General features: G+C 49.1%; 17 protein-coding genes and 2 pseudogenes. 10 read left to right on the top strand and 9 right to left on the bottom strand.

Features of this window, described 5'->3' with window-relative positions:
* Nucleotides 1–144: 144 nt before the first annotated feature.
* Nucleotides 145–987: an acyl-CoA thioesterase gene (locus OOF89_RS19585; RefSeq protein WP_266081222.1), complete on the top strand. Its 843-nt coding sequence runs from the start codon at nt 145–147 to the stop codon at nt 985–987.
* Between the two features lie 326 nt (nt 988–1,313).
* The gene (locus tag OOF89_RS19580) at nt 1,314–2,966 is read left to right on the top strand and encodes an acyl-CoA synthetase (protein WP_266081221.1); all 1,653 of its coding nucleotides are present in this window, start codon (nt 1,314–1,316) and stop codon (nt 2,964–2,966) included.
* A gap of 434 nt (nt 2,967–3,400) precedes the next feature.
* On the opposite strand, the gene OOF89_RS19575 is transcribed toward OOF89_RS19580, so the two are convergent.
* Together OOF89_RS19575 and OOF89_RS19570 are read right to left on the bottom strand one after the other, a co-directional pair.
* Nucleotides 3,401–3,682 (bottom strand): 2Fe-2S iron-sulfur cluster-binding protein, encoded by a 282-nt coding sequence (locus OOF89_RS19575; RefSeq protein WP_266081219.1) that lies wholly within the window; start codon nt 3,680–3,682, stop codon nt 3,401–3,403.
* A 2-nt stretch (nt 3,683–3,684) separates the two neighbouring features.
* Complete coding sequence (locus OOF89_RS19570; protein WP_266081831.1) at nt 3,685–4,167, bottom strand: GNAT family N-acetyltransferase; 483 nt, start codon at nt 4,165–4,167, stop codon at nt 3,685–3,687.
* Between the two features lie 545 nt (nt 4,168–4,712).
* On the opposite strand from OOF89_RS19570, the gene OOF89_RS19565 reads away from it, so the two are divergent.
* From OOF89_RS19565 to OOF89_RS19545, 6 genes are all read left to right on the top strand, one after another.
* Nucleotides 4,713–5,633: a Phenylacetic acid catabolic protein gene (locus OOF89_RS19565; RefSeq protein ID WP_266081217.1), complete on the top strand. Its 921-nt coding sequence runs from the start codon at nt 4,713–4,715 to the stop codon at nt 5,631–5,633.
* Complete coding sequence (locus tag OOF89_RS19560) at nt 5,630–6,004, top strand: metal-sulfur cluster assembly factor (protein WP_266081216.1); 375 nt, start codon at nt 5,630–5,632, stop codon at nt 6,002–6,004. The genes OOF89_RS19565 and OOF89_RS19560 overlap by 4 nt, the downstream gene beginning before the upstream one ends.
* Entirely contained in the window at nt 6,001–6,210 is a 210-nt protein-coding gene (locus tag OOF89_RS19555) for a phenylacetic acid degradation PaaB family protein (protein WP_266081215.1), read from the top strand. The genes OOF89_RS19560 and OOF89_RS19555 overlap by 4 nt, the downstream gene beginning before the upstream one ends.
* Complete coding sequence (locus OOF89_RS19550; protein WP_266081214.1) at nt 6,207–6,971, top strand: Phenylacetic acid catabolic protein; 765 nt, start codon at nt 6,207–6,209, stop codon at nt 6,969–6,971. Before OOF89_RS19555 ends, OOF89_RS19550 begins: the two co-directional genes overlap by 4 nt.
* Complete coding sequence (locus OOF89_RS24810; protein WP_456071291.1) at nt 6,968–7,159, top strand: PaaD-like zinc ribbon domain-containing protein; 192 nt, start codon at nt 6,968–6,970, stop codon at nt 7,157–7,159. Before OOF89_RS19550 ends, OOF89_RS24810 begins: the two co-directional genes overlap by 4 nt.
* Before the next feature lie 316 nt (nt 7,160–7,475).
* Nucleotides 7,476–8,330: an enoyl-CoA hydratase/isomerase family protein gene (locus OOF89_RS19545; RefSeq protein WP_266081213.1), complete on the top strand. Its 855-nt coding sequence runs from the start codon at nt 7,476–7,478 to the stop codon at nt 8,328–8,330.
* Between the two features lie 314 nt (nt 8,331–8,644).
* Here the strand turns inward: OOF89_RS19545 and OOF89_RS19540 are convergent, their stop codons facing one another.
* Nucleotides 8,645–9,799 (bottom strand): acyl-CoA dehydrogenase family protein, encoded by a 1,155-nt coding sequence (locus OOF89_RS19540; RefSeq protein WP_266081211.1) that lies wholly within the window; start codon nt 9,797–9,799, stop codon nt 8,645–8,647.
* 214 nt (nt 9,800–10,013) lie between these two features.
* Nucleotides 10,014–10,342: pseudogene (locus OOF89_RS24545) on the bottom strand (aldehyde dehydrogenase family protein).
* A 152-nt stretch (nt 10,343–10,494) separates the two neighbouring features.
* Between OOF89_RS24545 and OOF89_RS19530 the strand changes: the two are divergent.
* Nucleotides 10,495–11,670 carry a thiolase domain-containing protein gene (locus OOF89_RS19530; protein WP_266081209.1) on the top strand — a complete coding sequence of 392 codons (1,176 nt, stop codon included), beginning with the start codon at nt 10,495–10,497 and terminating at the stop codon, nt 11,668–11,670.
* Nucleotides 11,667–13,082 (top strand): 3-hydroxy-3-methylglutaryl CoA synthase, encoded by a 1,416-nt coding sequence (locus tag OOF89_RS19525; protein ID WP_266081207.1) that lies wholly within the window; start codon nt 11,667–11,669, stop codon nt 13,080–13,082. Before OOF89_RS19530 ends, OOF89_RS19525 begins: the two co-directional genes overlap by 4 nt.
* 11 nt (nt 13,083–13,093) lie before the next feature.
* Here OOF89_RS19525 and OOF89_RS19520 read toward each other — a convergent pair whose 3' ends face one another.
* The 5 genes and pseudogenes from OOF89_RS19520 to OOF89_RS19505 form a co-directional block, all read right to left on the bottom strand.
* Nucleotides 13,094–14,002 (bottom strand): MBL fold metallo-hydrolase, encoded by a 909-nt coding sequence (locus tag OOF89_RS19520; RefSeq protein ID WP_266081205.1) that lies wholly within the window; start codon nt 14,000–14,002, stop codon nt 13,094–13,096.
* A gap of 3 nt (nt 14,003–14,005) precedes the next feature.
* The gene (locus OOF89_RS19515) at nt 14,006–15,034 is read right to left on the bottom strand and encodes a UbiD family decarboxylase (protein WP_328517197.1); all 1,029 of its coding nucleotides are present in this window, start codon (nt 15,032–15,034) and stop codon (nt 14,006–14,008) included.
* A gap of 93 nt (nt 15,035–15,127) precedes the next feature.
* Nucleotides 15,128–15,367: pseudogene (locus OOF89_RS24660) on the bottom strand (3-octaprenyl-4-hydroxybenzoate carboxy-lyase); the annotation flags it as partial.
* A 20-nt stretch (nt 15,368–15,387) separates the two neighbouring features.
* Nucleotides 15,388–16,890, bottom strand: a complete 1,503-nt coding sequence (locus tag OOF89_RS19510; RefSeq protein ID WP_266081203.1) for a UbiD family decarboxylase — start codon at nt 16,888–16,890, stop codon at nt 15,388–15,390.
* Complete coding sequence (locus OOF89_RS19505; protein WP_266081201.1) at nt 16,887–17,387, bottom strand: hypothetical protein; 501 nt, start codon at nt 17,385–17,387, stop codon at nt 16,887–16,889. The genes OOF89_RS19510 and OOF89_RS19505 overlap by 4 nt, the downstream gene beginning before the upstream one ends.
* Nucleotides 17,388–17,814: the final 427 nt, after the last annotated feature.

Genomic DNA, 17,814 nt, shown 5'->3' with positions numbered 1-17,814 from the left:
AGTTTGTGCTCGAGTCCTCTACGTATGTACCGTCGTATTAATCGCCTTTGTACGCACGGGAGAGAAGTCACAACGACAGCAAGATCTTGATATCTAAATTTAGGATCCATACCTTAATAATCATTGATCGCAACGTATCGAAACATGCAAACTATCGTTGATAAGCCAGTGCAATTCGGCGAACTTGCAGGACCGCTTGTCCATGGCGCAACGTTTTTTGACTGGCAGCTGATCTCGACACAGAAGATTGCAGCGGCATTCGATTATTCGTTTGAACAAATCCTTGCTGCTGATGGAATTCCATACGCACCAGTGATTGTCGATACGTCAGTTGACCGTTATCCCACGATCGGTGAAACAGTATCCGTTGAAACGACACCACAAACCGTAGGCGACTCAAGTATTGAATTGTTGTATGAGATGATAGACGGTAATGGTGAGCGGTTGGCAACGGCCCAAATGACCCACGTCACGATTTCACCAACCGGAACTGCGTTGGCATTACCTAAAAGGGCGCGTTCGGATTTCATCAAGGCTTGTGATGATCGCGATGCCACAGTTGGTGTTCATACAAAGACTTCTAGCGGCGAACAACTGCCTTCGTTTTCGACGTCATTCGAGATCCGTAGTCCCCATATTGAGGGAGCGGAGTTAGCATATTTCGAAGAATATCCCCGGTTTGCGGATATCTCGCTTGAAGAGTTCCTCGGCGAACAGGGAACAAGCCAGAACGAATTGCGAGGCGAAAAACAACCGTATCTCCTTCGCAATTGGAGCTGGGAATTTTTATCGCCTGTGTATTTCGAGTCGACATTATCCGTCTCGTCTGATGTCCTCGAAGTTAATCAGGAAACGATTCGAATCGCACACGAGTTTACGAGCGGGGGTCAGACGAATATCAAAGGTATTACCGAATATGGGTGTTACGATCAGTCAGGACAACCCGTCTTGTTTGATACGCCAATGCTCGCGCCATTTGGGGAGTGACAATTACCGTACCTCGAATCCAGGAGTGCACATTCTGTTTCCAGAAGATCTACAATTGCAAAAATAATAATTCTTTAAGTGATTCATAGCGGCCGTCTTTTGACCGCATCCTCAGTGTTTGACGCGATGTGGATGAGATAACACCCCTGGGATGCGCTGTATAGAACGTGTTTTGCCGGGAATGAGGTTCTTACGGACGATATGTAACCTGTGGCTCAGAGTTTAATCCAGACTGGTTTTGATCTAGATGGTTGTTTTCGTATGGTTAAAATACGATTCCAACCGGAAGGTATTTTATCTGAAACCATAATAAACAATCTAGCGTTATGCAAGCCAAAATTCCACAGTCATATCTCCCGAGTGAAGCGGAGCATCCTGACCTGATACACGCAGTACCGGAGGTTCACTACCCTGAGACGGTCAACGCTGCAACTGAACTCGTCGATCGACATGTAACCGAGGGACGTGGAGATAACGTCGCAATTCACTTTGAGAGCGAGAAAATCACATACAGTGAGCTCCAAGAGCAAGTTAACCGATTAGGAAATGCGCTCTTAGAACTAGGAGTTGAGCCAGGTGATAGAGTCGTTGTTCGATTTACGAACCGACCAGAAGCGATCGTCTCCTGCCTTGCGACTCAAAAAATTGGCGCTGTACCACTCCCATCGATGAAATTGTTGCGAGCAAAAGAGCTCACCTATATCATCAACGATGCGAAAGCAATCGCAGCCGTTGTCTACGATGACCTCTTGGATGAGATAGAGGCGGCTCACGATAATCTCGAGACGCTTGAGGAGATTATTGTCGCCGAACGCAATGGTATCGGCCATGACTTTCACAGTTATAATGACTTGATCAACGACGCTTCCCCTGAACTCAGTGGACACGAGACACACCGGGGAGATCCTGCGCTCATGTTATACACCAGTGGAACGACGGGAAAATCAAAAGGGACGTACCATACCCATCGACAACTATTGGCGACCGCCGACACTTATGCCCGGTATTGTATTGAACCAACGGAGGACGACGTTTTCGGTGGTAATCCACCGCTTCCGTTTGCCTACGGGTATGGAGATCTAGTGACGTTCCCGTTACGGTTCGGTGCGAGTACGAGTCTTGTCGAGAATGCCAACCCCCAAACACTGCTTGAAGCCATCGAAAACCACGGCATCACCGTATTCTGTTCAATTCCAACAGCGTACAATCAGATTTTATCGAAGCATCCAAATGGACCTAAAGAGTACGATATCTCTTCTCTCAGACTGGGTGTAAGCGCCGGTGAGCCGCTCACACCGCAGACATTCGAACAAATAAAGCAAGAGTATGGAATCGAAATTCTCGATGGCATTGGTACTACTGAGATGCTGCACATCTTTGTCAGTCACCGCCACACTGACGAAATTGATCCGACTGCTACTGGATTCCCAGTACCAGGATATGAGTGCAAGATTGTCGATCCGGATACGGGTGAAGATCTTCCCCACGGAACACCAGGGTTACTTGCTGTACGTGGGCCAACCGGTATGACATATTGGAATCGGCCAGACAAGCAGACAGAAGTTGTTGATGATGGATGGAGTCTTCCAGGGGATATCTTCGTTCAACGTGAGGATGGCCGTTTTGAGTATAAATCCCGCTATGATGACCTGATTATCTCTAGCGGATACAATATCCCTGGCCCCGAAGTTGAGGCAATTCTTGAAGAACATGAATCAGTGAGTGAAGTTGCCGTGATTGGTAGCCCACATGAACAGCGGGGACAGATCGTTAAAGCAGTCATCGTGCCAAACGATGAGATAAGCGCGGATAACGACCTTATAGTCGAATTGCAAAATTCGGTCAAGAAAACGCTAGCGCCGTACAAGTATCCCCGCGAAATCGAATTCGTTGATAAACTCCCCAGAACTGAGACAGGAAAGATACAACGAATAAAGCTCCGGGAACAGGAACAAGATCATGCTGAAAACCCAGCCTGAGTGAAGTAACGACTCCAGAGTTCCATTTTACTCCTTGAATAGTGCATCCGTAGTTTGTTCTCAATCACCTGGATAGCACCGATTTTGAGGGGTTTCATTGGTGTTTACACTTTTTGATTACACATCTGTTTATGCCTATTGTTTTCAATAAAGGAAGCTCTCATATTCCTCCGAACTCACGCTTGCTACTTCTTCACCCTCATCTCTTTGTAATGGTTCTACCACCATTCCCCATTACAGTTTTAGATTTGTAATGGGTGGGTCGAGAGGGAATTACAACACTAATTATGTAATGGATGGCTCTCTTTGGTTCTTCCCCTAAGCAGAGTATCACACCGTTAGTTGGTGTTTACACTTCCTGTAAACAGATGGGTTCCATAATCTCTCCTCTTCACTATGATACCGAAAACCAAAAATTTCAACGTAAGAGGGAGCTATGGGCCGGTATTCGTCTTTATTTTCACATCGGAACGCGGTTTAGCGACGCAGGTAAGCACATATCCTTCATCTTGCTCCGAATCAGAGAGAAACATTGCTTCAGTCTGATCAACTTCGCCTTGAATGACGAGCCCAGAACAGACACCACAAACGCCCATGCGGCACTGATAGGGAAGATCGAGACCAGATTCCTCTGCGGCCTCCAGAATTGATTGGTTCTCGGAAACCTCGATGGTGGTCTCTTCGTTAATGAATTCTACTTCATGTTTCTCTTTCATGATTACTCCAGTTGCTTTTCATAGACGTGTTCGACGGGCGTGAACCCAAGCGCCTCGTACGTTTCTTGTGCTGTCTCATCACCCTCTATCGCATTGATCCGATAGAAGTTCACATGCCGAGGCGAGGCACGAAACCACTCCACCGCAGCCTCGAGCATTGATCTTGCAACCCCCTCATTGCGATAAGGTTCGATTACATAGAGACCGTTAACATAGCCATGATCTTCGAGACGGAAGATGGGGTGGTTGCCCATGATCCTGGCTTCGACGACACCAACAAGCTCACCGTCAGATTCTGCAACTACGACGGTTCCGTATTTCGAATCGACTAACTGATTCTCGAAATAGGTGAGCCATCGTTCGTCTGCGTTCTCCTTGTGACGATATCGATCATCGTATTCTGAGAGATGGTCGGTAAAGCCGTGCCAGAGGTCAAGAAGTGCAGTACCATCTTCAGCATCTGCATGTCTGGTTGTTACATCCATGAGTATGAAATTGAATACGTGGGGTAAATAAGTTATCCCCCTCAATCCGAGACGTAAAATGAGGCGTTCCACACTCCTCCACGGACATTGCAAGGCGATGCTGAACAGGGCAGAATCATTCACGGCCCTATTGTTGCTCTGCATTGCCGCGAAGAGTTACATCGATCGGTTGTTGTGGCAGCTCGAGGTTTTGAATCGCCTGAATATTGGTTCTAATTCCAGTGTGGATCATTATCGGGATGCTAGCTAGTTCACAGCGTTCATACAGAACTCGTTATCCCACGAGGCCGCGTATATCTGGATTCTCGTGATGATCGTTTGCGTTGGCATTGGTGAATGAATTCCGTCTTCGAGCCACCAGAACGAATTTGTGTGAACATACATATCAATGGTGACAATCGGTGGCTGACCGGGAAACTCATACCACTGTGATCGGCATCTCATGCCTTCAAAAATGTATTATCGAACAGAAATTTGTCGAAATATGCTATGGCATGGCAAGTATTATATGTTACCGTAAATAATGGGAATACGAGGTAATCACGATGGTTAGCGAACGGCAGTTCAAGGAAGAACTGCAAAATGGGCGAATGATTGAATCGACAGATGAAATGACGGATGGCTATCGAGATGCGCTGATCACGATCCTCAAAGTGTCCGGAGACACTGAACTGATGAGTGCCCCAGCCTATTACGAGCAGTCGTTAAATGCACCGAGTTTGAATGCTCGAACTTCCTGTGTGAGTGTGATTCAGGACGAACTTGGCCATGGTCATATCGCCTACCGATTACTCGAGGATCTCGGTATGAACCGGGAAGAGCTCGTCTACGGACGCGAACCTCATGAGTTTCGCAATACGTACGGCTTCGACCAACACATCGATAACTTCGCAGAACTAGTGTCCGCACACGGGATGTTTGACCGAGCAGGGATCGTGCTCCTCGGCGATATCCACGAAAATACCTCGTATGCACCGTGGAAGCGCGCCCTCACCAAGGTAAGCAAAGAAGAACAATTCCACCTCCGACATGGTGAAACGTGGATGCGCAGGCTTGCGACGAAAAACGACAAGACGAAACAAAAACTTCAGTCAGCAGTCGACTGGATGTTCCCGATCGCTATCGAATGGTTTGGACTCCCGGACGACAAGAAAAAGCATAGCGATCAAATCGACTATCAAATCAAGGGCTTGACCAACGATGAACTCCGCCAAGCATGGATGGAACGAACGGTTCCGTTGTGCAATGAACTCGATCTCGAAGTTCCAGCGCATTATGACGATGAAACAGGCGAGTACGTCCTTGAGTATGACTTTCCGGTTGCCTTTGACGAGGAAAACAAACAATGGCTGTTCGACGAACCAATTTCGTGGTCTGATGTCATCGACCGTTGGCGGTCTCGTGGGCCAGCAAACGAAAAATACGTTAACATGATCCAGTCCGGGAAATTGGAGGCACTCACATGAGCATAAACACCGCACCGACGAATACTGACAAATTCACGCTTGGGCCAGATGAGGAAACATCGACCTTCGAGCAGGAACTCTGGACGTTGATTGACGAGATTCCCGACCCACATATTCCGGTTAGTTTGGTTGAAATGGGGATGATCTATGAAGTCAACGAAACAGATGGTGATGTCACAGTCGAGATGACGTTCCCATGTATGGGCTGTCCGGCATACGAGTTCATTCAGACCGATATCAAGAGTATCCTTCGTCCAGTCGAAGGGGTCGAATCCGTTACGATAGATATCGTCTGGGACCCCGTGTGGTCGAAAGACATGCTCGAACCAGAAGTCCAGGAAAAAATGCGGAACGCCGGAATCAGTCTATGAGATACGAAGTGTTTGCACAGATCAAACCTGGAGACGAGATTAATCACGTTGGTAGGGTTGAAGCGGATAACAGCCGTCTAGCAAAATCGTACGCGAGAACAACGTTCAATGAAGAGGACTGGAACTACATGGCAGTCGTCGCGGAAGAAAACCTCTTGGAGGTTACTGGCGAGCATGATATACCAACCCCGGAGGGAGAGTTATGAGTGAATGGTCTACAGAAGCACTGGAATATGTTCAATCAATCACCGATACGAAGCTCTTGTTGTCCCACCGCTACGCCGAGTGGATGTTGGCGGGACCGTCTCTCGAGGACAATATCGGTGGTGCCAGTGCTGCCCAAGATGAAGCAGGGCACATTCGACAGCTGATGCGTCTGCTTGAACAGCAAGGTCGAGACTCTGATTGGCTCGAAGGAGCTCGTGAACCAGAGGAATTTCAGAACCCACCACCGTTGGATTCATCGAACGAAACTTGGCTTGAGTATATCGTGGCCGTTGCAACTACTGATCGCGCAGCATGGTATATGCTCGAATCAATCACCGTAGATGATTTCGACGGGCTCGTGAAAAAGATTGGAGAAGACGAATACTTCCATCTCGACTACCACGATGCACGTCTAACGACGCTTGCAGAAAGCCAACCCGATGAGCTTCAAGAAGCCCTGGAACAAACACTCCCAGCAGTCCTATCGTTCATTGGTCCGGAATCGTATACTGATGAGCAAGATCCCTTGGTACAGAATGGGTTTGTTGATCGGTCTGCTATGGAACTTCGGACTGCCATCCTCTCACACTATGAAGACCTTTTCAACGATACTGCAGTGTCGATTGTAGCTATCGACAGTACGGGTCCTTCCCAAGATGATTGGAACTCGACTCGACGACGCGTGGGAAGTGAAACGATCGCTTCGTCTGTTATCGAATCCCTCACTGGTGAACATAACAAGGAGTTCGCCATGCAATGAGTACCATGAATGACCCCACGACGCAGGAGGAGTTCACCCCGACCTGCCCTTTCTGCATGTCAACCAACGTCAAGCAAGAGTCCGCGTTTGGGTCCGAGATCTCGAAGGCCCAGTACTACTGTGACAACTGTCAAACCATGTTTGAACGGCTCAAGTATGATGGCAAGCGCCCGGATACGAATCGATAACACAACGGTATTCGGACACTCCCAACCACTCCACGTCCCATCTCACGTGCTCACGTGACATTTTGTCACCTTCACTTCGAATTCGCCCCCTACATTCGATAGTCGGCAATGCTCCCTACCAATCGACCTGGGGTTATTGTTTACCGAGGTATCAATTTCGACACAGATTCCGAGTTGGTGATCGAATACTGTGGTTGGATTTCCCTCAAGTGAGCCCTGATCGCTGTCTCATCTCGATACTGCTTTTTTGAACTGAGAATTATCATCAATCTTCCTTCCAAACCTATATGTGGATGGGCGTTTACTGTATAATTGTATGGAGTCATTCGAAGACTTAGAGCTAGAGAACTTTAGCACAGAAATGGATGGCCACGTTGGCATCCTTCGTATCGACCGCCCGCCGGCGAACGCACACGACCTCGATATGATCATCGAGTTGCAGTCGGCTGTTGAAAGCGTTCGATTCGACGAAACGGTTCGTGTTGCCGTTCTTGCTAGCGGGAACGACCGGTTCTTCTCGACCGGGTTTGACATTAATGTGCTCCAGGACGAGAGTGCCGATCACATTGGAAAAGCGAGCCAGACGAGCAAAGAGGCGATCATGAAGATGCGAACGACGGACACGCTGTTCATCGCTGCCGTCGATGGCCACTGTATGGGTGGCGGTCTCGAGTTCGCACTCGCATGCGACTTGCGATACATCGGTAACGATGAGGAGTACAACATTGGTGTGCCCGAAGTTGATCTCGGACTTATCCCCGGAGAGGCAGGGACACAACTCCTCCCCCGTTATGTTGGTCGCTCGAAAGCGTTGAAAATGATGATCAGTGGTGAAACACTCGATCCAGAAGAGGGCCACGACATCGGATTGTTCGATGAATTGGTCTCGGCAGGCGACGCAGAAAAAGAAGCACTCGAATTTGCACAGGAGGTCGCCCAACTCCCGAACAAGGCAGTTGGATTCGACAAGCTAGCTGTCAACGAAGGTATGGAGTTGTCCCTCTGGGACGCACTAGCGCACGAACGTGAACTCCAGAACCAACTCTTTGACACTCCAGGTGCAAAAGAAGGAATTGCCGCATTCCTCGAAAAACGTGATCCGGATTTCGTTGGTGCTGAACTCGGTGACAAAGAAGTTAAGAAACTCTCCCAGGTTGAATCCGAACGCTAAGTCAGTGATCCCACGAGTCAAATACCCCAGTACTCATCCATCAATCAAATACCGTCAAAGCTCCCAGACGTCGTAGCTCAGTAACTGCTCTCCGACTGGCGAATAGTGGAGAGCTAACTTATGCTGGGGTATTTATTTTCTTTCTCGCCATCGGACACTACGTCACCGTATTATTCATTGAGTCGACATTGTATATCAATCTCGCTAAAATTATGTACCAAAACTCTAAATTATGGTTGCGAACCCGACTTCAGTGGCGTAGCCTTTGTAGTAGTGAAAGGGACCATCATCCTGGAATCCCTTTAGCTCACCAATTATAGCCCAAGCACAGCACTAGCGACAGTCGTCTTTTGGATTTCCGTCGTTCCTCCGATGATGCTAAGGATCTTCGCATCGCGATAATAGCGCTCAAGTGGGAGATCCTTTCTATAGCCTCTCCCGCCGTGAACCTGCAAGGCATTTCGCGTGACAAACTCAGCGACATCGCTAGCGACGAACTTTGCCTTACTCGACGCTCGTGTATCGCCCGATTCATGAGCGATCGTTGTAGCGGAATTATACACAAGGTGTCGAGCACCATCGAGCTGAGCATCCATCTCGGCAATCAGAACCTGAACGGCCTGGTAGGTTCCGACAGGTTGACCACCCTGTTCACGCTCACCAGCATATTCAACTGCGTGATCGAATGCTGCAGTAGCAATTCCAGTCCCAATGGCACCGAGCCCTGTTCGGGCCATATCTATTGTTCCCATTGCAATGCGGAAGCCCTGCCCAATCTCGCCAAGGAGTCCATTGTCCGGTACTACAACGCCTTCAAGCGTCGAGTCACCTGTCACGTGACCACGCATCCCCATGAATTCTGTTCGATCGAATGTGAACCCGGATGTTTCGTTGATCCCCGGGACGAGAAAGACGCTCACACCGTGTGAGTCATCGGGGGACGGTTGGACACGAGCAACGACGAGATGAAGATCAGCAACCCCTGCGTTTGTCCCGAACGCCTTCTCACCGGAAATGATATAATCTCCGGCGTGTGTTTCCGCAGTAGTGGAGAGTTCAGATGGAGAGCTTCCTGCTCCTGGCTCGGTCAATAGCATTGCCCCCATCATGTCGCCTTCAATCATCGATGGAAGATATTCGTCGCATTGTTGTTCCGTTCCAAACTGCGCGATGGGGACTGCCGCGAATGTGTGCCCCTGGATGCTTTCTGCTACAGCACCACTCTCTTGGGCGACCTCTTCAACAGCAAGGCAATACGACACGAAATCTGAGTTCAACCCACCGTATTCTTCCGGTAACAATATTCCAAGCAGATCGTAGTCTCCAGCGGCCTCCATTATGTCTCGTGGAAACTCGTCGGTTACCTCGATCTCTTCTGCGCGTGGGGCAACGACGTCCGTTGCAAACTCCGCTGCTCGGTCACGTATCTCTCGGTTCTCTGTTGATAACGCACTCTCGATGAGAGCCATATGTATCTATAGTATGGTACAGCGAATAAAACCTCACCTTTCGAGATACGATTTCAAGTAAGATTCTAGCTTATCTAAAATTGACGTTGACATTTTCATCTGTGTGTACTCGTGGATTGCTTCACGACCATGTTTCGACATAGTCACTTTCTCTGTATCCACCGAACGGAGTCTGTGGGAACGTCACCGGTTATTTATTGACACTTATCATCCTCTATTCAAGATACTCTGCGACTGTATGAGCGCGGGTCAAATCAGACGTCCAGATACCGGCCAGAAGTCCGTATGGAGACTCATTCGCAATCTCGGGCGCTTCTTTTCTATCTTCGAACGGTATTACCGAGAGAATTGGGCCGAAAATCTTCTCACGAGCGATGGTCATCTCGTTTGTGACGTCATGAACACTGTTGGCTCGACGAAAAAGTCCCACTCTTTCTTGACTGGAACATCGCCGCCCGTGACAAGCGTTGCTCCTTCCTCCTTTCCTGTTTCGATATATCCAAGGATTTCTTGGCGCTGGTCTTCGCTGACAACGAGACCCATTCGAGCACTATCATGGATACCGCTTCCGAGTAGCGTACCCTCTGCCCGGCTGGCTAGTACGACGAGCTTCCATCTAAGTATCAACCTAAGTGATCAACTGAAACAGGGCAGCTATCCAGTATATTTTTTATCTTTCATCCCCTTCAACGAGTGTGACGGAGGCATATGTTATCGGGGCTGGCCAATCACCGTTTGGCTCCTTCCCCAATGAGAGCTATCGATCCTTGTTTGCAACTGCATTTGATCGTGCGCTTGCAAGTGTCGGTACTGGTATCGACCGAAATCGTATTGATGAGGCGTTTATCGGAACGCTCGGAGTTGGCGGACGTCAACTTGGTCTGAGTGGTCCAGCGGTAACTGAGTATATCGGACTTCATGGGATTCCAACTACCCGTGTCGAAAATGCTTGCGCTGCCAGCGGCTATGCATTCAGAAATGCCGTAACGGCTGTTCGAGCCGGTATCGCAGATCTCGTACTGGCCGGTGGATACGAGATCATGACCGATATGAGCTCCGACCATACAAAATGGTGGCTCGGGGTGAGTGGCGAGACTGAGTGGGAACGGCTTTCTGGCACGACATTTGCTGGGGTCTATGCACAGATGGCAAGTGCGCACATGGCCGCGTATGGAACAACTATTGAGGATCTCTCACGCGTTGCAGTCAAGAACCATCGGAATGGAGCAGCAAATCCAAATGCGCAACTGGGTTTCGAGTGTACTCTGGAAGACGCTATAGGAGCACCGACCGTCGCTGATCCACTCAATCTGTATCACTGCTGCCCAACGACGGACGGTGCAAGTGCTGTACTGGTTGCAAGCGAGAAGGTGGCAAACGAACTCGATGAAATCTCAGTTCGTGTTTCAGGTATGGGTGCTTCGAGCGATCGAGTCGGCCTATTCCAACGGGATACATTCACAGACATTCCCGCGAGCAGACGTGCGGCAGAACGCGCGTATGATGATGCTGGAATTGGTCCTGATGACATCGATTTTGCAGAGGTCCACGACTGTTTTGCCATTGCAGAAATCATGGCATATGAAGATCTAGGCTTCTGTGACCGTGGCGAGGGAGGGAAACTTCTTCGTGATGAAGTAACGCATCCCACTGGGCGACTGCCAGTCAATACAAGCGGCGGGTTGAAATCGAAAGGTCATCCCATCGGTGCAACTGGCACTGGCCAGATCGTAGAAATCTTCGAACAGCTCCGCGGTGAGGCACACACACAAGTCGAAGAGCCACGCTATGGGCTCGCCCATAACGTCGGAGGGAGTGGTGGAAGTGCGACCGTCCATGTCTTCGAACGCATGCAGGAGGGCGTAGTATGAGGGGAATTGCAACCGTAGGCCGATATCTCCCTCGCTACGAGATTAGTTCCAAAACAGTCGCTGATTCGTGGGGCCAATACAATGGTTCTGGTATCAAGACAAAGCGTGTACCAACAGCGGACGAAGACGTTTTGACGATGGCTGTTGCCGCAGCTGAATCTGCGATTGATCACAGTTCGTTTGATGTCGATACTGTTTCATCTGTTCATTTTGCGACGACTTCTCCTCCTCTTGAAGAGGAAGAACTCATTCCACGGTTCGTTCGTATGCTGGGACTTTCTGAGACTATCTCGGCACGAACGTTTACCCAAAGTACTCGTTCGGGAGCACCAGCATTATCCACAGCGCTCCAAACCGATGGAGTTGCGCTTGTTATTGCAGCAGATGCACCACGAGGCGATCCAGCGGACATAGATCATCCGTTTGGAGCCGGTGCTGCGGCATTTCTCATCACTGATTCGGCACAGGTAGAGCACCTCGAAACAGCTACTGTTGTCGATGAACTTCCCGGTATTCGATATCGGGAGCAAGGTACTGAATCAGTCGAAGAGCTTGAGATAACGTCGTATGAACGCAGTGAGATCAAACGGTGTGTCACGGAAGCCATCTCGCAATTTGATCGTGATGTTGATGACATCGCTGCAGCAGCGATTCATCAGCCTGACGCTCGATTTCCCTCTCGGATCATAAGTGGTACCCGGATCGATGAAACAGCCGTAAATAGAGGTATTATTGCAGACCAGTTTGGCGATGTTGGTGCTGCCGGTGTACCACTCGCATTGACTAAGAGTTTCTCTGCAATTGATCGTGATGAGAGAACTCTCGCCATATTCTTTGGGAGTGGTGGTGGCGTCACTGCAATGCTATTCTGCGGAGCTATCGACAATAACTGGATGCAAGAATCCCATACCGAAGAGATCTCCTACTCGACGTATCTCCGCAACCGGGGTTACATTGGGACTATTGATGTCTCCGGCGGAGGTGCTCACGTTAGTCTACCCTCTTGGCGACGAACGCTCGACCAGCGGTATCGTCTTGTAGCTGGTCGATGTCCGGAATGTTCTGGGCTTGCGTTTCCACCGGAAGGAACCTGTCCAGAGTGCCACTGTAGCGTTGAATTCGAGCAGGTCGAACTCCCACGTCAAGGTACTATTCGAGCAGTGACGGTCATTGGACAAGGAGGGGCACCACCTGAGTTCACTGAACAACAGCGACGAAATGGAGAGTACGGGGTTGCAATTATTGAGGTTGGTTTCGCAAAAGATGATAGCATTACACTGCCAGCACAGCTCACAGACACTGATCCTACGACGGTTGCTGTCGGTGACGATGTTCGGGCGCTAATTCGACGGATCTACACACAAGAAGGTGTTCCACGATACGGTGTTAAGTTCAGCCCGGTTGAATCATAGACTGCAATTTTCTATTTCTTGGAGGAATACGTATCTGGATCCTCTGCAACGAATTCGATATCTTCCTTCTCAGCGAGGTCGGTAAGATGGGCAGCTGCTTCTCCAGCGCCAAGCTTAACGTGAATTCCGCTCATATCCCCGAAGAGAATTGTTGCGATTTCCCATGGTGTCACCGGTCCCTGTTTCTGAACAAGTCCCAAAACTTGCTCTGAGCGCTTCTTGTGGTGGGCAAATATTTCGTCAATCCGATCCCCAAGAGAGACATTTTTCCCGTGGCCTGGATACGCAATTTCTTCACGTGTTTGGAGCCGGTCGAGTGTCTGATAATATGTTTGGAGTGGTTGTTTGATTCGTGTATCGCTCCCACCTACGTTCGGAGTGTAGGTTGGGAGGACAGCATCACCAACGAATAGCTGCCCATCAACTGTCACTGATGCATGTCCACTAGTATGACCCGGTGTATGAATCACCTCTAACCCGTTGAATTGGTCTCCATCGGATAGTTCTCGAACTGGAATTCGGTCTGGGAGAGGTGAAGGTGTATCTTGGTCCCGTACTGACCGGATGATATTCTCTGGAACTCCCCATTGCTCAAGATTCTGCATGTCACGTTCAACCCGGCGCTCTCGTTCATCCCCATATTCCGCAACGAGTTGTGCATCTGCTTTATGCATAGCAATGTTAGCATCGGCTATCTTGGCTAGCCGAGGGGCGAGTCCAGCGTGATCAATATGCCAATGGGTAACAAATATTGTTGAGACGTCTGCCGGTTGCAAACCCGCAGCAGAAATGCCATCTTTCAGTTGTTGCCACGAGTCTTTACCTGGTGGCCCTGGGTCTATCACCACTTTCCGTTCTGGGAAGACATATGCGCTGTTCGTTCCCTCGGGGCTTCCCTTGCCGACACCGATTCGTTCCATCTGTCACTGCCCTCCTGGATCCGTTGAAAATCCCATCTCATCCCAATTGTCGAGCACGAACGCTCTAATGTCTTCTGGATACGAAGATTCGAAATCTACTCGCGGTGCGATGAACTCGTCATCCCATCGGGGATCCCATGTTGCGTCGATAAATAACCTTGATCCAGTCCTCCCATCGCGCCGGTAGGCAGTTGCTGTTGCAGCAGGTGCCTGTGGTTCGCTGAAATGCCAATCATGGGATGGATGTGCTTTGATCCACATATCGTCGAATGCTCTCGCCAAGTTTCCAGGTGGTGTATCTTCGTCGAGGATGAGTACTTTGTCGAACAACTGTGAAAACGCAAAGAGGGTATTCGCGAGTTGCCACTCGAATCCTGCATAGAGGATCTCTGTCGCCACGAGACACATCCCGAGGTGGGTTTCCGCTGGAAGGTGGATCCATTTGACGGGACTCACTCCCCAATAGTTATTCAATCGCCGTAGCAACCGAACCGACTCTACGATGCTTGCCAAATGAATATCGTCTGCAAGAGGGGCTCCAAGTGGTGAAAAGGGGAGTATTGCTTCCTCACGTAGCGCTAGATCGGTGACGTGAATTTTCAGGGTCGTAGTTTCGGTCGCTTTCTCCCATCCTTCTCTGTGCCGTGGTTGATAGTCGGATCTCTCACCTACCGTTCCACTAATGACACCCTCGGAACTTGCCGGAATGAGACCACCTTGTTCATCGGCGAATGCTATATCGCTATACGTTCGTGCCATTGAGAGGGCATTTCCTGTGTTTGTCTCACCAATCCACGATAATTTCGCAGCGATGAGGCATGCGGTGGGTACTCCAATCGCAATAGTGATTTCGGTACCATGAGTCAATTGTTTTCCGAGTGCTGCAGGAATTGAGGCGATGAGGCTATCATGGTCCTCTACACGCGCGTGGATTGGCGCCCACACCGTTTTATCGTCGATAGGTCCCGCACACAGTCCAAGGGTGATTGTTGGTGCTTCGCCCGAAAGGGCTGGCAATCCAAGTGAGTACATGTCGACTCCAACTGGATTCGCCTCAAGAGACACAGAATCAGGCAATGAATCTCTGGTTGATGGCTTCGTAAACCAATGAGCGAACTGATCGTATGGTATGTCACTATCCAACCCCACTCCCATCGCAAGTCGTGACCATGGGGTTCGATTCCTCGGGAGCATTCGATCCGGTCCACCGTACGCCCCACTCACCAACCGTGTCTTTCCTGGAACATTTTCGAAAAGGATTGCTGATCCGTTTTCCTTCGCTGCTTGTGCTCCAATTGCCGGTGCTTCATTAGCCCAGTGAACAGACTGTTCTATGTGGAGGAGATCATCCTGTGACTCAAGCATCGAAATGAGGTTTCGAACAGTCATCGTGAGGTCTCCGGAGAAGATACTGCTTTGAACGCTAACCCCGCCTCCTCTAGGGTTTTTCGTGCTTCATCTATGATCTCATCATCGTCGAGATATCCGGACTTTACTTGAGAAGAATCGCTTGTGGCATCGATGTATGCCTTTGCTGTCTTTGTCTTTGAAGTCCCCGTTTCAACGTTTCCTTTTTCTTCAGGGGTTTGGTAGATGTTGAGTGGTACTTTCGGCATCGTTTCTACACCGAATTGATGGAAGTCTTGATTTGGGTCTGCGTTGATAGTAATCGCTTCGAGAACAGCACGCTGGTCCAATGGATCGATATCTGAATCAACGAAGACAAAGAAATCGATATGGAGCATTCCCCAGGTCGTGAAAATAAAATTCGCGAGTTCATGGAGATAGCCTGGTCGTGGATTTTCAGTAGAAACTGTGTACGCCGTCCGTGGAGTGAACCGCCAAGGAACACATTTTTCCACATTAAATCCCGCAGCTCGAAGCCCAAGCGTTGCATCGGGCCCAACACAACCCACTTCCATAGTCGAGCTTGAGTTGTGTGTGTGGCCGACACCGGCCCCTTCTACGCAAAACGGGATATACGGTCGCTTACGGTGTGTAATAGCATCGACCTCTAATGCGGGCATTGATCGCCTAGGGCCATTCATATATCCAAAATAATCTCCAAACGGGCCCTCGTCTAATCGTTCGTCAGGCAATACCGTTCCCTCGATGATGAATTCTGCACTGGCAGGAACCAAAAGATCGTTGGTTTCACACTTGACGAGTTCAATTGGTTCTTGTTTTAATGCTCCTGCAAAGTCTGCCTCATCACGACCGGTTGGAATCCACATCACCGACGAAAAATATACTGCCGGTTCTGATCCGAGCGCAATTGCGATCGGCATGGGTTCGTTGCGTCGTTCGTATTTGTAATAGTAGAGATTTGGCGTCTGTTCACCAGCAAGAAGGAGAATGCTCGCTTTCTTTTGAGAATGGATCATCGCACGGTGGTACGACCAGTCTGTCCATTCCGAATCAGGGTCGGTTGTAATTGCGGTATGTAGATTCGAATATCGTCCTCCATCACCTTCATGAATATATGGCCACGGAAAATCAAATAGGTCGATTTCAGAGCCTGTCCGTACAACTTCCTTGCAAGGGGCTGATCCGCTATCAACAGTCGTGGGTGGAATCGGTGATTGTAGCCGATCGATAATCGCCTTGTAGTACTGATCACCGGTTAATCCCGTTGGGACGTCAAGTGCTATAGCCATTCGATCCCATGGACGGCCTCTTGGACCACGATAGGGGTCGCCAACGAGTCGTGCATCGGCAGATCCTTGACCTCCGACATTCTCGAAAATCGGAATCTCGGCATCAGTGAGATCTGCCTTCATCGTGAGGGCACTTGCCTCAAGATTCCAAGACACCGGCTGAGAGATCCGTGTTGTCTTGTTTGCGGCATCGAGAAGCGAAAGATAATCGCGAAAACTTTCTGCGCTCATTTGTTTCGGTTGCCACCTAATTGAGAGGACAGCTCTTCTCGCTCAAGCTCTGTCCGGATGTCGACGTATTCGTTCACGAGATCCGGATAGTGATCAGCGAGGTGATCTTCTAACAAACCCCGAACAGCCTCTGAGACGGAGCCGTATCTATTCGTTTCGACTAAATACAGTAATAGCGCTCGAACTTCATCCGATCGGGCGTTAACAACATTTGAATTCTCTTTACTTTGCTTAATGCACTCGCTCAATACTTCTTGGTCGATTTCAATCTCATTGATCTCTGTTTCTATAATCTCGATGAACCACTCCTCTTCGACACTCTCATGTGGACCTCGAACGATTGTAAGTGACTCTGGATCGGCGAGTTCCTCTGGATCTTGTGAAATATACGCTCGTGTTGTGAATATCTCTTTCGTGTCCCCATCTGTGACTTGTAAAGTCACCTCCCCATTAGGATCCTCTGGGAGATGCTCCTCCGAGGTAGTGTAAGCGGTCACCGTTCCCACCTTTTTGCGCTTTTGGAAGAAATATAGTCCATGTCAATGAACACCGTGTGATAGTATATAAGTTCTTTCTACTCTTAGGGGATTGATCTTGGGTCCTACGACGAAACAATAAGAATTAACAGAACCAGAAACCCATTTTGTAGCTACCCGTTGCAAACGATCCTCGTAATATTATATTATTGACGGTAGAAAATAACATTTCCACAATGGTTCTATATTGTATGTTTGTGAATGACTGCTCCCGATTTTTAGAGCAAGTTATGATGACAGATGATATGTTTGACGTTAAACTCTGTTCCATTATTTCCCCTCCGAGATCTACCTTGACGATCAGATCGTGAGCTTTACCTCTAACAATTTACTCCTATTATATACTGGCATGGGAATAGATTTCTAATTCTATCACAATTCTATAATC

The organism is Haladaptatus caseinilyticus, from assembly GCF_026248685.1.
GTDB classification, from domain to species: domain Archaea; phylum Halobacteriota; class Halobacteria; order Halobacteriales; family Haladaptataceae; genus Haladaptatus; species Haladaptatus caseinilyticus.
Note: the sequence above shows the minus strand (reverse complement) of the source record. Positions and strands in the feature narration are given on the sequence as shown.

Bases quoted from the DNA above. Each gene is read 5' to 3' on its own strand.
- OOF89_RS19585 (WP_266081222.1), top strand. From the start codon at position 145: ATGCAAACTATCGTTGATAAGCCAGTGCAATTCGGCGAACTTGCAGGA.
- OOF89_RS19580 (WP_266081221.1), top strand. From the start codon at position 1,314: ATGCAAGCCAAAATTCCACAGTCATATCTCCCGAGTGAAGCGGAGCAT.
- OOF89_RS19575 (WP_266081219.1), bottom strand. From the start codon at position 3,682: ATGAAAGAGAAACATGAAGTAGAATTCATTAACGAAGAGACCACCATC.
- OOF89_RS19570 (WP_266081831.1), bottom strand. From the start codon at position 4,167: ATGGATGTAACAACCAGACATGCAGATGCTGAAGATGGTACTGCACTT.
- OOF89_RS19565 (WP_266081217.1), top strand. From the start codon at position 4,713: ATGGTTAGCGAACGGCAGTTCAAGGAAGAACTGCAAAATGGGCGAATG.
- OOF89_RS19560 (WP_266081216.1), top strand. From the start codon at position 5,630: ATGAGCATAAACACCGCACCGACGAATACTGACAAATTCACGCTTGGG.
- OOF89_RS19555 (WP_266081215.1), top strand. From the start codon at position 6,001: ATGAGATACGAAGTGTTTGCACAGATCAAACCTGGAGACGAGATTAAT.
- OOF89_RS19550 (WP_266081214.1), top strand. From the start codon at position 6,207: ATGAGTGAATGGTCTACAGAAGCACTGGAATATGTTCAATCAATCACC.
- OOF89_RS24810 (WP_456071291.1), top strand. From the start codon at position 6,968: ATGAGTACCATGAATGACCCCACGACGCAGGAGGAGTTCACCCCGACC.
- OOF89_RS19545 (WP_266081213.1), top strand. From the start codon at position 7,476: ATGGAGTCATTCGAAGACTTAGAGCTAGAGAACTTTAGCACAGAAATG.
- OOF89_RS19540 (WP_266081211.1), bottom strand. From the start codon at position 9,799: ATGGCTCTCATCGAGAGTGCGTTATCAACAGAGAACCGAGAGATACGT.
- OOF89_RS19525 (WP_266081207.1), top strand. From the start codon at position 11,667: ATGAGGGGAATTGCAACCGTAGGCCGATATCTCCCTCGCTACGAGATT.
- OOF89_RS19520 (WP_266081205.1), bottom strand. From the start codon at position 14,002: ATGGAACGAATCGGTGTCGGCAAGGGAAGCCCCGAGGGAACGAACAGC.
- OOF89_RS19515 (WP_328517197.1), bottom strand. From the start codon at position 15,034: ATGTACTCACTTGGATTGCCAGCCCTTTCGGGCGAAGCACCAACAATC.
- OOF89_RS19510 (WP_266081203.1), bottom strand. From the start codon at position 16,890: ATGAGCGCAGAAAGTTTTCGCGATTATCTTTCGCTTCTCGATGCCGCA.